Origin of the sequence: Pseudomonas sp. Marseille-Q1929 (assembly GCF_017316265.1) — a bacterium.
Taxonomy (GTDB): domain Bacteria; phylum Pseudomonadota; class Gammaproteobacteria; order Pseudomonadales; family Pseudomonadaceae; genus Aquipseudomonas.
Window position 1 is genome coordinate 19,140 of sequence record NZ_JAFLWU010000035.1, and the last position, 13,268, is coordinate 32,407.

Below are 13,268 nucleotides of genomic sequence, written 5' to 3' on the forward strand. Positions count from 1 at the left end.
AGGTTCGTCGCATCGGCGGCCCCACACTCGCAGCCAACAACGACGCTTTCTTTACGCCTTGCACTGCACCAACCGTAGCCACTATTCGCCGGCCACACAGAATGGCCATGAGGACACACACGATGGACGTCACCGCAACCTTAAGCTTGGGCGATCCGCTGGAACCCGCACGCAAGGCCACCGCGCACATGCTGCAAGAGCGCGAGCGCACCTTCTCGCTGCCACAGCCGTTTTACTCTGATGAGCGGCTGTTCGATATCGACATGCAGGAAATCTTCCAGAAAGAGTGGTTGATCGCCGGCATGACCTGCGAGATCCCCACCAAGGGCAACTACCTGACCCTGCAAGTGGGCAAGAACCCGATCATCGTGATCCGTGGCGCCGAAGGCGTGGTCCATGCGTTTCACAACGTGTGCCGCCACCGCGGTTCGCGTCTGTGCACCAGCGACAAGGGCAAGGTCGCCAAGCTGGTTTGCCACTACCACCAGTGGACCTACGAACTGGACGGCCGCCTGCTGTTCGCCGGCACCGAGATGGGCGCCGACTTCGACATGAAGCAATACGGCCTCAAACCCGTGAACGTGAAGACTGCCGGCGGCTACATCTTCATCAGCCTGGCCGAGAACCCACCGGCCATCGATGACTTCCTGTCGACGCTGAACCATTACATGGAACCGTACGACATGGAGAACACCAAGGTGGCGATCCAGACCACCTTGTTCGAAAAAGCCAACTGGAAGCTGGTGCTGGAAAACAACCGCGAGTGCTACCACTGCAACGCGTCGCACCCCGAATTGCTGAAAACCCTGTTGGAATGGGACGACGTCACCGACCCGCGCGCCGACCAGGCCTTCAAGGATCACGTCGCCGCCTCCGCTGCTGCCTGGGACGCCGAGAAAATCCCTTACGCCCACGCCAGCTTCGGCCTGCGTAACCGTATCGTGCGCATGCCGCTGCTCAAGGGCACTGTATCGATGACCCTCGACGGCAAGCAGGGCTGCGCCAAACTGATGGGCCGCATCCAGAACCCGGACCTGGGCTCGATGCGCATCCTGCACCTGCCTCACTCGTGGAACCACTGCATGGGCGACCACATCATCGTGTTCACCGTGTGGCCGATCAGCGCCCAGGAAACCATGGTCACCACCAAGTGGATCGTGCACAAGGACGCCGTCGAAGGCGTGGACTACGACGTGGAGCGCATGCGCCAGGTGTGGGACGCGACCAACGACCAGGACCGTCGCCTGGCCGAAGAAAACCAGCGCGGCATCAACTCCACGGCCTACCAGCCTGGCCCGTACTCCAAGACGTATGAGTTTGGCGTGGTGAACTTTGTGGATTGGTACAGCGAGCGCATGCTCAGCAACCTGGGCGCGGCACCAGCGCCCTACCTCAAGGGTGTTGCCGTACACGAATAAAAACTGTGGGAGCGGGCTTGCTCGCTCCCACATTTCCCCTCTCAGTGTTCAAGATTTGAGCAACACCCTTGCAGCCCACTCCTGCCCTGCCCTCCAGCCTTTACCCAACAACTTATCCACAAAGACACCCACAGCAATTGTGGGCAACTGTGCTTGCGTCCCCCAATTAACTGAAGAAAATCCGTGACTTATTCAAGTAGACGGTTTCAAGCAGACACTGATCATTTTTTAACCACAACTCTGCAAGCAGCGTAAACCGTGGCCTGTAGCGGTACGCAAACACCTTATCCACAGAACCGCCAACAGACTTTGGGTGTAACTTTGGCTGCGCTGTGGAAAACCACTCCAAAGCTTCACAAACCAAGGCTTTCAGAGCTTTCGTTCGCATTTACAGGAAAATTGATCACTTTTTAATCATGTTGATGAAAGCCTTTATCCATAAGGCCTGTAGACGATAGCAAACATCTTATCCACAGAAGCGCCAACAGACTTTGGGGGCAAGTCCTGATCGCTCGACGTCGTTATCCACACGAAAACTTCCCTAAAAACCGTCACTTAGCCTGGTCATTTTTCGTACAAGCGCCTGTAACCGTTGATTCACGTGGCCTGTGGACAGCCACGAACACCTTATCCACAGCCACGCACACAGCGATTGTGGGTAACCGCAGCAACTGTACAAAAAACATACGGCATCTACACTTCCCTTTGCAGTTCATTTCACAAGCCTGGGTTAACGCGGAAGTCCTTGGCGGGATTACAGGAGACACAACGGTGATGCGGCAGGGTAAAACCAGCCATCACTGCGCCACAGGTTTTACGCTGATTGAATTGCTACTGACGCTGGCCCTGCTGGCCACGCTCGCGACAGTGGCTTATCCGCTGACGGCACTGATGGGTAAACGCGACCGCGAACTGGACTTGCAACGCTCGTTGCGGGAGATCCGTCGCGCCATCGATTCCTACAAAGAAGCCAGCGACGACGGGCGCATTGAAAAGAGCGTCAGTGCCAGTGGTTATCCACCGACCCTGCAAGCACTGGTCGAAGGCGTCACAGACAAAACCAACCTACAAGGCAACAAACTCTATTTCCTGCGTCGCATTCCGCGCGACCCTGTGTGCGAGTGCCCCGAACTTGCGCCTGAAAAAACCTGGCAACTGCGCAGCTACAAAAGCACCGCCGACAACCCACAAGAAGGAGAAGATGTCTTCGACGTTTCATCCCGCAGCCCCCGGGAGAGCTTGAATGGAACGTTATACAGCCAGTGGTGAGCGGGGCTTTACCCTGATCGAGTTGCTGGTGGTCATGGCCATCATCGCCACCCTCATGACCCTGGTCACACCCCAATATTTCCGCCAGCACGCCAAGGCCCAGGAAACCGTGCTGCGCCACAACCTGTCGTCCATCCGCCAGGCCCTGGACCAATACCGCGAAGACCACGGCGCCAACCCCGAATCCCTGCAAGCCCTGGTGGATAAACGCTACCTGCGCGAGGTGCCCAAAGACCCGGTGACCGGCAGCCGCGACACCTGGCAACTGCAACCCTCGGACGAACAAGGCCTGGGCGACGTGCGCAGCGGCGCGCCCGGCACGGCCAAGGACGGGACGGCCTATGCCGACTGGTAAACAGCACCAACACGGCTCGGTGTTCATGGGCATGTTGGTGACGGTGGCCGTGGTCGCCGTGATGCTGATGGAAGTGGGCACGCTGTGGTCCAGCGTGTTGCAGCGCGAGCGCGAGTTGGAATTGCTGGCGCGGGGCAATGAGATCCGCCGGGCGATTGGGTTGTATTACCGGGAGGGCAACAGTTTTCCCAAGTCCCTTGAAGACCTGGTGCTCGACCGTCGCCAGCCCACCGTCAAACGCTACCTGCGCCGGGTCTACGACGACCCGCTGACCGGCAGCGCAGAGTGGGGCGTGATTGAAGGGCCGGGTGAAACCATCATGGGCGTGTTCAGCCAGGCCAAGGGCACGCCGTTTAAACAGGGCAACTTCATAGCCGCCAATCAACGTTTTACAGGGCAAGGTAGTTATCAAGGGTGGGTGTTTCTGTATGGCTCTGTGCAGAGTAATCCTGCAACCCGCACCACTCCCATGGGAGATCAGCTGACCCATGATGGCAATTGAATTAGCACACTGATCGTTCCAGCAGTTCGGAACTTGTTTATCTGAATTGAAGGTGGACTAGAGCATGAAAAACTCACAGCGATTAACGAAGAACTTAATCAAGCTGGTGCTGCCGGCGATGCTTCTATTATCGACACAGCACGCGCTTGCACACGGGTACTTGGACGGCGATTTGTCTTCACGTGCGCGTCTGTGCCAAACCGGCGTCAACACTAACTGCGGCGGCGCGCAGTATGAGCCGCAAAGTACCGGTGAAACGTTCCAAGGCTTTCCTGCAGGTTCTGGAGGGTCAGCCGGCCAAGGGCCAAAGGACGGCCAGATAGCCAGCGGTGGCAACAGTCTTTTTTCGGCCTTGGATGCCCAAACAGAAACACGCTGGCATAAGACAGAAATAACCGATCCAAACATTGTTTTTGTCTGGAAATACCTGGCGCCGCACCCGGTGGACTTTCACCAATACTTCATCACAAAAGACGGCTGGGATCACAACAAGCCCCTGACACGCGCATCGTTTGAAAGTACGCCGTTCTGCCAATTCCCAGGCTCCGGTGTCATGCCAATACCCGACACCAAGCATGCGTGTGTGATTCCACCGGGAAAGAAGGGGCACCACGTGATTTTGGGAATTTGGGGAGTTCGCGACACGAAAATGGCGTTTCATGACCCCGTCGACGTCGATATCAACACCCAGCCGGGATCGCCAAGTGGTTGGAAAAACGTAGGTAGTATCAGGCCATCTGTCTCCCTACTGCCCGGTGACACCGTCAAAGCTCGTGCATTCAACAGTAACGGTGAAGCTTTTAACTACAGCACCGAAATCACCATTGCCAGCCAGGCCGAAGGCCAGCAGACAGAGTGGCCTTACGTGCTTGCCCAAAAGATCAATAACACGCAAACCCTGGTTGCGGCGGGCATTCGCGATGCTAACGATGTCATTACACCCGTGCGCGGGCCGAATGAGATATATGCAAAACCAGCGAGCGCCGTTACGCATTTTGAAATTCAAGTAAAAATTCAAGATGATCCAAGCGTACGCATGGCTATCTCCGCAATGCCAGCGGATACCCCGTTGACGGCTGGCAAAGCAAAAATGCGCATTCCAGTACTTACCACCCACCCCATGGCCGTCCAACTGACGCTGTATGACGCGAGCAACAATTCCGTCGGCACCATTACAACTAAAGTCCCTAGTGGTAGCTCATGGTTGGAATTGGATATAACTACCAATCCAGGCCCGCATAAGTTGGTCATGACCGGCACCACGGAGGATGGCAGGACCTCTCGCCAAGACGAGCAGAGTGCCAATGTCACCGGTACGGGCGGTGCGCCGACCTATGACTATAAATTCCCAGACCAACTGAAGTCGTACCAGGCAGGGACACGCGTTCTGGCTACGGACGGCAACGTCTATGAGTGCAAACCGTTCCCCTACTCGGGTTACTGCACTCAGTGGGCACCCACCGCAACCTCATATGAGCCCGGCACAGGCTCCCATTGGCAAGATGCATGGATCAGGAAGTAAGCCAAGCGCTGCGCTTACCTTACGGCGCTGCTTGACTTAAATATTCGATACAACGCTATACCCAAGAGCCAAACGTTATAGGGCGCCTCACGGCGCCTTATATCGAGCAGCGCTAGAGTTGAAGAAGTACGTGATCCAACGCAGTTCTACCGGCGGTGCCCGTCGAAACAGCGGGCCGGGAGAGTTACACACAACCGCCATACCTTGGCCTCCCAACAGGGTATTTCCATGCGCACACGCACGCTTATCCACAGCCCCCAACGCGGCTTCACCCTGCTGGAGCTGCTGGTCGTCCTGCTGATCATCGCCCTCCTCGCCGGCTACGTCGGCCCGAAGATGTTCGATCGCCTGGAACTGGCCAAAGTGCAAACCGCCCAAGGCCAGATGAAGTCCCTCGCCGACGCCTTGAACCAGTACCGCCTGGACAACGGCAACTACCCCGACGAAACCCTCGGCCTGAACGCGCTCACCACCCGACCTGCCAACGCCAACAACTGGCAGGGCCCGTATTTGAAGACCTTGCCGCCCGACCCCTGGGGCAACCCGTATCTCTACAAGAACCCCGGCACACCGCCCAATGATGCAGAAATCATCTCATTGGGCCGTGATGGCAAAGCCGGTGGTGTAAACACCTACGCCGACATCGTCTACGGCCTGTGACATGCACACGCTGCGGATGGCCCTGACCCTGTTGTGCCTCACCGGCACCGCCCAGGCCAACTGTTGGCAGTTGGCGGCAACCCGTTATCACGTCGACCCGCTGTTGCTGTACGCCATCGCCAAGGTCGAATCCAACCTCAACCCCCGCGCGCGCAATATCAACGACGACGGCAGCCAAGATATCGGCCTGATGCAGATCAACAGCCGCCACTTGCCCGCGCTCGCGCAGGTCGGCATCACCGAGCAACACCTGATCACCCAGCCGTGCACCAGTGTGATGGTCGGCGCGTGGATTTTGGCCGGATTCATTCAACAGAAAGGCTACGGTTGGCAGGCGGTCGGCGCCTATAACGCCGGAGCCAAACCTGGCCGGGATGAGCGCCGCACGCGCTATGCCTTGGCGGTATGGCGCTACTACGACGAACTGGTGCAACAACGCCAACAACTGGCCAGGCAAACGCCATGATCGACATCGACGCCCGCATCATCCGCGACGGCCATTTGCAGACCCTGCGCCTGCAAGCCCTCGACGTAGCCCAGGCGCGCCAACAGCTGCAAGCCGACGGCGCCCAGGTCATCTCGCTCAAGGCGCGGCGCCAGCTCAGGCTGCCCAGCCGTCGCGCCAAATTTGCCCTCGGCCTGTTTATCCAGGAACTGGTGGTGTTGCTCGACGCTGGCCTGGTGCTGGTGGAAGCCGTGGAGACCCTGCGCGACAAGGCGCCAGCCGGCATCAACCGCCAGGTCATGAGTGATTTGCTTGCGTCGATGTACGAGGGCAACTCACTGTCCAAGGCGATGCAACTCAAGCCGCAGACCTTCCCCGAGTTGTTGATCGCCACCGTGGCGTCTTCCGAGCACAGCGGCCAGTTGGCCGTGGCTCTGCGTCGCTATCACCACTTTGAAGCGCATTTGGAGACGGTAAAAAAACGCGTCAGCGGCGCATTGATGTACCCGTTGGTGGTGCTCAGCGTCGGCGCACTGATCCTGCTGTTCCTGCTGTTTTTCGTGATCCCGCGCTTCGCCTCGGTGTTTGACGCCGTCGCCGACCTGCCCGCCACCGCGCGCTTTATGGTGGGGTGGGGCGCGCTGGTAGACACCCGTGGCACCGAGTTGCTGGTTGGCGTGGTACTGGCGATTGTCGCACTGGTACTGCTGTTTCGCAGCGCGGCATTCAAGCAGCGGGTCGCCAACCTGTTCTGGAAAATCCCCAGCCTCGGCGCTCAGCGCACGCTGTTTATCCTCGCGCGCTTTTATCGCACCGCCGGCATGTTGCTGATGGGCGGGATGCCGGTGGTCACGGCAGTGCAGATGTCCGGCGCGCTGTTGCCCATGGAACGCCAAGGCGACCTGCGCCACGCCATGACCGATATCCAGGCCGGCCAGCCGTTGTCCACGTCCCTGGCGCGCCATCAACTGACCACCGCCGTCGCCGAACGCCTGCTGCGGGTGGGCGAGCAAAGCGGTGAATTGGCGGCCATGTGCGAGCGCATTGCGCAGTTTCACGACGAAGCGCTAGAGCGCGCCATCGAGCTGTTCAGCAAGGTCTTCGAACCCTTGCTGATGCTGGTGGTGGGCGGGCTGATCGGCCTGATCGTATTCATGTTGTACATGCCGATTTTTGAACTGGCAGGTTCCATACAGGGGTAAGTAATGCCATGAGCGAGCAGACGCGGGAGTGGCAAGCGCTAGCGGAACAGCGCTCGATGTCAGTGGCCAACTACTTGGTGGAAGTGCTGCATGAGTCGCCCGATCAATTGAGCAGCATTGCCGCGCCACTGGGCTTGATCGCCATCGAGCCCGGTCAGCTGGAACACCATTGGCGTTTCGACGTGTTGTCGCTGCCTCAGTCGCTGGTCCACAACGTGCTCCCCCTGGACTACCAAGGCCAAACCTGCCTGGCGCTGGGCGAGCCGTTTACCCTGGCCAACCGGCACTGGCTCCAGTCCACCCCCAGCCTGCGCCAACTGCCCCTGGCCATGAGCCTGCCCGGTGCGGTCAAGGCCCAACTGAAACTGGCCGAAGCCAGCCAGCGCGTGATGCAACCCTTCGGCGAAGGCGACGAAAACGTCCGCGTCGGCCAGGCCGCCGAAGAGATCTCACTGAGCAGCCTCGCCCGCGATGACAACCCGGTGGTGCGCCTGGTCAACTCGATGTTGTTCGACGCCTTGCAAAGCCGCGCCAGCGATATCCATGTGGAAACCAACCCCGAAGGCCTGGAGATCAAGTACCGCATCGACGGCGTGTTGCAAAAGATGGGCAAAGCCAGCGGCCTGGACATGGCCGAACAGGCGCTGTCGCGGATCAAAGTGCTGTCGGAGCTGGATATCGGCGAACGCCGGGTGCCTCAGGACGGGCGTTTCAAAATGAAAATCCAGGGCCGCGAGGTGGATTTCCGCGTGTCGATCATGCCCAGCATCCACGGTGAAGACGCGGTGCTGCGCATCCTCGACAAGTCGCAGCGTGGCGAGTCCCTGAGCCTGGAAAGCCTCGGCCTGGCCACCGATACCATTGCGCGTATTCGTGAGTTGGCCAGCCAGCCCTACGGCATGTTGATCGTCACCGGGCCCACTGGCAGTGGCAAGTCCACCACCCTGTATGCCGCACTCACGGAGATCAACACGGGCGAGCAGAAAATCATCACCATCGAGGACCCGGTGGAGTATCACTTGGCCGGTGTGACGCAGATCCCGGTCAACGACAAGAAGGGCCTGACGTTCGCCCGTGGCCTGCGCTCGATCCTGCGCCACGATCCCGACACGATTCTGGTGGGGGAAATCCGTGATGGCGAAACCGCCGGTATCGCCGTGCAAGCCGCCCTGACCGGGCACCGCGTGCTGACCTCGTTGCACGCCAACGGCGCCTTCAGCGTCCTTGAGCGCTTCAGCTACATGGACGTCGATGCCCACAGCGTGGTGGAAGCCCTCAACGGTGTGGTTGCCCAACGCCTGGTGCGACGCATCTGCGCGGACTGTGGGGTCAGTACCAAACCCGACGCAGAAATCGCTCGGCTCGCCCACTTGACCAGTGCCCAGCTCAAGCAAGGCCACTACCGCATCGGCAAAGGCTGCGAGGCCTGCCGCCACACCGGCTATCGCGGGCGGATCGCCCTGGCAGAAGTCCTCGGCATGACCGACAGCATCAAACAAGGGCTGCTCGACCGCAGTTCGGCCGCCACCTTGCGCGAGCTGGCGCGCGAAGCCGGCCACGTGTTCATCCGCGATATCGCCCTGGCCCATGCGGCCCAGGGCGATACCACGCTCAAGGAGATCCACCGTGTCATTTCCCTTTATTGAGCACGTCGTGTGGCTTAACAGCAGCGGCGCCACGTGGGCCGCGTGCCCGCGCTGGCGGGGTGCAACCGTGTGGCGCGTGGAACAGGCCGGCGAGCCGTTGGCCGCCTGCGCCGCCCTGTTGGAGCAAGCGCCCCGGGGCCGCGTGCGATTCCTGGACCGGGCCAACGTGTTGCTGGGGTTTCCCCATGTGCATTACCTGATGCTGCCATGGCAAACCGGCCTGTACCGGCAGGCCGACTGGCAAGGCTTCGCCGAAGCCGCGTTCGCCCAACAGGCCAGTATCGACACCAGCCAGTGGCAGGTACAGGTCGCCAGCAGTGCGTTCGGCCATGACCGCCTCGCGGTGGCGATCCCACGGGAGTTGCTGCAAGACCTGCGCGACCTGTTCAAGCTGGCCCGCTTGCCCTTGCTGACCTGCACGCCACTGCTCACGGCCGTGGCCCAACGCTACTGGCGCTACCTGCCCGAAGATTGCGTGCTCGCGGTGCCCGAAGCCAGCGGCCTCAGTTGCCTGTACCGACAACAGGGCGCGCCGTCCCAGGTGTGCGTATTGCCCACCCGGCCCGACAGCGAGTTGAGCGACAACCTGTTCACCGCCGAACTGCTCACGCAACGTTCAGCGCTGGCCACGCTGATCGTCGCCAACCGCCCCGTCGCGCCATGGCTGGGGCCGCTGCATCCCTGGCTGGAGGAAGCGCCGGCATGAACGCCAGGCTCGCGGCCCTCAGGCAACAGTTGCGCGCGCCCCCTGCGCCCGGGGTGGACTTCCAACACCCCAACGCCGCCCACCGACCGCTGCTGGCGGTGCTGTGGCTGCTGGCGCTGGCGCTGCTGTTCAACACCTGGCAGCACTGGCAGCGCATGGAGCAACAGCAACTGCGCACCGATGACTTGGAACAGCAGTTCATCCAATTGACACGTCGCCAGGAGCAGTTGATCCAAGCCGCCATTCGCCTGTCACCCCAGCAAAAACAACAAGTGGCGGCGTTCTCCAAACAGTCGCAGACGCCCTTCGCACTGATCGACGCCGTGGCCCGGGCCTGGTCCAAGGACATCGCCCTGACGCGGGTCGAGGTCAACACCCAGAACCAATTGCTGCACCTGGATCTGGAAGCCCAGGCATTGGCCGAAGCGTTCCGTTTTGTCGAGCGGCTCAAGGCCCAGCCGGGCGTGCGCGTGAGCCTGCAACAAAGCGCGCGCAAGCCCAACGACCCGCAACACCCAGTGCAAGTCAAACTCATCGTTGGCGCGGGGTAACTGCCCATGGACAGCCTCACTCGCCACCTGCCACGCCTGCGCTGGCAGCTGATGCACTGGCAACAGAGCCTGGGCTTCTGGGGCATGTTGGCGCTGGGGTTGATGGCGGCAACGCTGTTGATCGAAGTGGCGGTGATTCACCCGGCGGGCATCGCCGACCAGCAGCGCCGCCAGGAACTGGAGGCCGGTATCGCCGAACAGCCGCAAGATGTGCAAGTCACGGAGCCTGCGGTGGTGGAGAAAATGCCCAGCGCCCATGACTTCGCCCCGCGCCTGGAAACGTTGCTGGGCACCCTCACCCAGCGCGGTTTCATCATTGAACAAACCACCCTGGCCTACTCCGCGCCAGGCGACACCGGGATGCAACGCCTGGACGTCGAGATCCCCCTCAGCGGCCCTTACGTTATGTTGCGCGAAGCCTTGACCGACGTGGCGCAGCAACCGGCAGTGCGCATCGAAAGCGTGACCCTGGAACGCAAGGAGATCCTCAGCGGCTTGCTGACCATCAGCCTCAAAGTCAGCGTCCTGGGGGTGGTCGAATGAAGTTGCCGCTGTATTTGCGCGTGCTGTTGCTGCTGACCTTGATCGGCTGCGGCTGGCTGTTCTGGCAAGACCCGCCGCAAAGCCTGGTCAACGCGCCTGTGGCGCAGGCTGCCAAGCCCTTCGAGGCTGCGCCGGACCCAACGCCCGAACCAGCGGCGAGCCCCGTGATCGACCTGTTCCCGGCCCAAACCTGGGTGCCACTGCCGCCGCCGACACCGGTGGACAACTCACCGCCCAAACCACCGCCATTGCCCTTCACCGTCGCCGCGCAATGGCGTTACGAAAACCAGGCAAAAATCGTCGTGCTGCACGGCAACGGCACCCAGTACACCCTGTGCAACCGGTGCTCGGTGCCCGGGCGCATCGTGCCCGGCAAGATGCTCGACGCGCACTATCGGCTGGACAAACTCACCGACACCGCCGTGGTGCTGACCTACCTGCCGCTCAAGCACGTCAGTACCCTGCGCCTGGATACTCACTGACGAAGGGGCAAGATCATGTTGATGCGTACGTCGATTCCCCTGAGCCTGGCGCTGATGCTGCTCACCGGCTGCGAGACCGAACGGGCGATCAAGCACAGCGACGAATTGCGCCAACAAGGTGACATCGTCAAGTCAGTCGAAGTGCTGCAAGCCGAAGTCAAGGAAGCCCCTGATGATGTGCAACTGCGCACCGCGCAATTCGGCAAGCTGGAGCTGCTGGTTGCCCAATACAGCCGCGAGGCCAGCACCGCACTGATGCGTGGCGACGACGCAGCGGCCATCCGGGCCCTGGACACCATCCTCAAGTACGACCCCAGCAACCTCGGCGCACGCCAGGAAATCCAAAGCATCCAGGCCATGAAGCAACTGCGCCCACAACTGGCGCGGGCCTATGAAATGAAACGCGCCAATCCAGTTGAGGCGCTTAACCTGGTGCGCCAGATCATCGCGCAAAAGCCCAACTACCGAGAAGCCCTGGACTTTCGCAACGCCCTGACCCGCGAACTGGTCAGCGCCGACTACCTCAGTGCAGACCTCTCAGACGCCATGCGCAAACCCCTGAGCCTGGAGTTCAGTTCCCAGAGCCTGAGCACGATTTTCGAAACCATCGCGCGTCTGTCGGGGGTCAACTTTGTCATCGACAAAGACGTCAACCCCAGCGCCTCGGCGAGCATGACGGCCAGCCGCACGACTGCCGAAGACGCGCTCAACTTGCTACTGACGACCCAAGGGTTGGACAAGAAAATCCTCAACCGCAACACCCTCCTGATCTACCCCCGCCGCCCCGACAAAGAACGCGAATACCGCGAGTTGGCGGTGCGCACGTTTTACCTCAGCCACGGCGACGCCAAGATCGTCGCCGCCGAGATCAAGCAGGTGCTCAAACCCAAGGAAGTGCTGGTGGACGAGCGTCTGAATGCGGTGATCGTGCGCGATGGCCTGGATACGTTGAGCGCGGTGGAGAAAATGGTCGAGGCCATTGATATTGCGCAGTCGGAAGTGACCATCGATATCCAAGTGCTGGAGGTCAGCCTGGCGGACGAGTTGAACCTGGGCATCAAGTACCCGGAAAGCGTTGGCGTCTCGGTGGGCAACCTGGCCAATGTACCTGCCGGGCTCGCAGGTATTCCCCTCAGCGCATTGCGCGGCATCAATGGCGACAACATCCTGCTGGACTCGGGCAGCACCTCGGCACGCATCAATATGCTGCAACGCAGTGGTAACACCGTGACCCTGGCCAACCCACGGGTGCGGGTACGCAATCGCGAGGAAGCGGCGGTGAATATCGGCGACAAGATCCCGGTGGGGACCACCACCACGGCCAATCAGATCACCACCTCGTCCGTGTCTTACCAGGACGTGGGGCTACAAATCACGGTCAAGCCCAATATCAGCCTGAGCGATGAGGTGAACCTGGAGCTGAATGTGGAAATGAGCCATATCACCAAGCGCATCCCCGGCTCGGAAAACGTACCTGCCACGTTTGAGCTGGGCTCACGCTCCACCAAGACGCTGCTCACTGCGCGCAACAATGAAACCCAGATCGTCTCGGGGCTGATCCGCACGGCGGACGTTGACGAAGGGTCGGGGTTGCCGTGGTTGAGCCAGATTCCGTGGATCGGCAAAAAACTGTTTGGCACCAATCAAAGCACCCAGCAGAAAACCGAGATCATCCTGCTGCTGACGCCCCGGATCGAACGCAACCTGGATTTGCCGATCTCGCAGATCAGCACCTTTCACAGCGGCACCGAGGCGCGCAGTTCGACGGAGGGGATGATCTTGCGCGATACCACCGAGAAGATGCTGCTCAAGCCGACGGGGGGCGATCCGACGCCGCCGATGCCACCGCCGATGAACACAACGGGCCCTTGGGAGCCGTTGCCGCCGCCGTTGCCGGACCTGGTGCCCAAGCCAATACCGGAGCCTCAGGCACAATGAAGATCAACTGTGGGAGCTGGCTTGCCTGC

Annotated in this window: 14 protein-coding genes; all 14 read left to right on the forward strand. The window is 60.6% G+C overall.

Translation table 11 applies throughout. From position 1 onward, the window contains the following. Window positions 1-122: 122 nt before the first annotated feature. The 14 genes from gbcA (at window position 123) to J1G37_RS25735 (ending at window position 13,239) form a co-directional block, all read left to right on the forward strand. Window positions 123-1,418 (forward strand): glycine-betaine demethylase subunit GbcA, encoded by a 1,296-nt coding sequence (gene gbcA / locus J1G37_RS25670; protein WP_207046256.1) that lies wholly within the window; start codon window positions 123-125, stop codon window positions 1,416-1,418. 774 nt (window positions 1,419-2,192) lie between these two features. After that, window positions 2,193-2,687 carry a type II secretion system protein gene (locus J1G37_RS25675; protein ID WP_207046258.1) on the forward strand — a complete coding sequence of 165 codons (495 nt, stop codon included), beginning with the start codon at window positions 2,193-2,195 and terminating at the stop codon, window positions 2,685-2,687. Further along, window positions 2,662-3,042, forward strand: coding sequence for a prepilin-type N-terminal cleavage/methylation domain-containing protein (locus J1G37_RS25680; protein ID WP_207046260.1), 381 nt, complete (start codon window positions 2,662-2,664; stop codon window positions 3,040-3,042). The genes J1G37_RS25675 and J1G37_RS25680 overlap by 26 nt, the downstream gene beginning before the upstream one ends. Continuing rightward, window positions 3,029-3,544 (forward strand): type II secretion system protein, encoded by a 516-nt coding sequence (locus J1G37_RS25685; RefSeq protein WP_207046262.1) that lies wholly within the window; start codon window positions 3,029-3,031, stop codon window positions 3,542-3,544. The genes J1G37_RS25680 and J1G37_RS25685 overlap by 14 nt, the downstream gene beginning before the upstream one ends. A gap of 64 nt (window positions 3,545-3,608) precedes the next feature. Then, window positions 3,609-5,066 carry an N-acetylglucosamine-binding protein GbpA gene (gene gbpA, locus J1G37_RS25690; protein ID WP_207046264.1) on the forward strand — a complete coding sequence of 486 codons (1,458 nt, stop codon included), beginning with the start codon at window positions 3,609-3,611 and terminating at the stop codon, window positions 5,064-5,066. A gap of 228 nt (window positions 5,067-5,294) precedes the next feature. Continuing rightward, complete coding sequence (gspG, locus tag J1G37_RS25695; RefSeq protein ID WP_207046266.1) at window positions 5,295-5,726, forward strand: type II secretion system major pseudopilin GspG; 432 nt, start codon at window positions 5,295-5,297, stop codon at window positions 5,724-5,726. A gap of 1 nt (window position 5,727) precedes the next feature. Then, on the forward strand, window positions 5,728-6,192 hold the full coding sequence (locus J1G37_RS25700) for a transglycosylase SLT domain-containing protein (protein ID WP_207046268.1): 465 nt from the start codon (window positions 5,728-5,730) through the stop codon (window positions 6,190-6,192). Further along, window positions 6,189-7,373, forward strand: coding sequence for a type II secretion system F family protein (locus J1G37_RS25705; RefSeq protein ID WP_207046270.1), 1,185 nt, complete (start codon window positions 6,189-6,191; stop codon window positions 7,371-7,373). Before J1G37_RS25700 ends, J1G37_RS25705 begins: the two co-directional genes overlap by 4 nt. An 8-nt stretch (window positions 7,374-7,381) precedes the next feature. Then, window positions 7,382-9,019 carry a GspE/PulE family protein gene (locus J1G37_RS25710; RefSeq protein WP_207046272.1) on the forward strand — a complete coding sequence of 546 codons (1,638 nt, stop codon included), beginning with the start codon at window positions 7,382-7,384 and terminating at the stop codon, window positions 9,017-9,019. Then, complete coding sequence (locus tag J1G37_RS25715; protein ID WP_207046274.1) at window positions 9,000-9,725, forward strand: hypothetical protein; 726 nt, start codon at window positions 9,000-9,002, stop codon at window positions 9,723-9,725. The genes J1G37_RS25710 and J1G37_RS25715 overlap by 20 nt, the downstream gene beginning before the upstream one ends. Next, window positions 9,722-10,276, forward strand: coding sequence for a hypothetical protein (locus J1G37_RS25720; protein WP_207046276.1), 555 nt, complete (start codon window positions 9,722-9,724; stop codon window positions 10,274-10,276). The genes J1G37_RS25715 and J1G37_RS25720 overlap by 4 nt, the downstream gene beginning before the upstream one ends. 6 nt (window positions 10,277-10,282) lie before the next feature. After that, entirely contained in the window at window positions 10,283-10,819 is a 537-nt protein-coding gene (locus tag J1G37_RS25725; protein WP_207046278.1) for a hypothetical protein, read from the forward strand. After that, window positions 10,816-11,301, forward strand: coding sequence for a hypothetical protein (locus J1G37_RS25730; RefSeq protein ID WP_207046280.1), 486 nt, complete (start codon window positions 10,816-10,818; stop codon window positions 11,299-11,301). Before J1G37_RS25725 ends, J1G37_RS25730 begins: the two co-directional genes overlap by 4 nt. Before the next feature lie 15 nt (window positions 11,302-11,316). Continuing rightward, entirely contained in the window at window positions 11,317-13,239 is a 1,923-nt protein-coding gene (locus J1G37_RS25735) for a secretin N-terminal domain-containing protein (RefSeq protein WP_207046282.1), read from the forward strand. Window positions 13,240-13,268: the final 29 nt, after the last annotated feature.

What these genes read in the sequence shown, in the direction of transcription:
- gbcA (WP_207046256.1), top strand. Translation starts at nt 123, where the DNA reads ATGGACGTCACCGCAACCTTAAGCTTGGGCGATCCGCTGGAACCCGCA.
- J1G37_RS25675 (WP_207046258.1), top strand. Translation starts at nt 2,193, where the DNA reads ATGCGGCAGGGTAAAACCAGCCATCACTGCGCCACAGGTTTTACGCTG.
- J1G37_RS25680 (WP_207046260.1), top strand. Translation starts at nt 2,662, where the DNA reads ATGGAACGTTATACAGCCAGTGGTGAGCGGGGCTTTACCCTGATCGAG.
- J1G37_RS25685 (WP_207046262.1), top strand. Translation starts at nt 3,029, where the DNA reads ATGCCGACTGGTAAACAGCACCAACACGGCTCGGTGTTCATGGGCATG.
- gbpA (WP_207046264.1), top strand. Translation starts at nt 3,609, where the DNA reads ATGAAAAACTCACAGCGATTAACGAAGAACTTAATCAAGCTGGTGCTG.
- gspG (WP_207046266.1), top strand. Translation starts at nt 5,295, where the DNA reads ATGCGCACACGCACGCTTATCCACAGCCCCCAACGCGGCTTCACCCTG.
- J1G37_RS25700 (WP_207046268.1), top strand. Translation starts at nt 5,728, where the DNA reads ATGCACACGCTGCGGATGGCCCTGACCCTGTTGTGCCTCACCGGCACC.
- J1G37_RS25705 (WP_207046270.1), top strand. Translation starts at nt 6,189, where the DNA reads ATGATCGACATCGACGCCCGCATCATCCGCGACGGCCATTTGCAGACC.
- J1G37_RS25710 (WP_207046272.1), top strand. Translation starts at nt 7,382, where the DNA reads ATGAGCGAGCAGACGCGGGAGTGGCAAGCGCTAGCGGAACAGCGCTCG.
- J1G37_RS25720 (WP_207046276.1), top strand. Translation starts at nt 9,722, where the DNA reads ATGAACGCCAGGCTCGCGGCCCTCAGGCAACAGTTGCGCGCGCCCCCT.
- J1G37_RS25725 (WP_207046278.1), top strand. Translation starts at nt 10,283, where the DNA reads ATGGACAGCCTCACTCGCCACCTGCCACGCCTGCGCTGGCAGCTGATG.
- J1G37_RS25730 (WP_207046280.1), top strand. Translation starts at nt 10,816, where the DNA reads ATGAAGTTGCCGCTGTATTTGCGCGTGCTGTTGCTGCTGACCTTGATC.
- J1G37_RS25735 (WP_207046282.1), top strand. Translation starts at nt 11,317, where the DNA reads ATGTTGATGCGTACGTCGATTCCCCTGAGCCTGGCGCTGATGCTGCTC.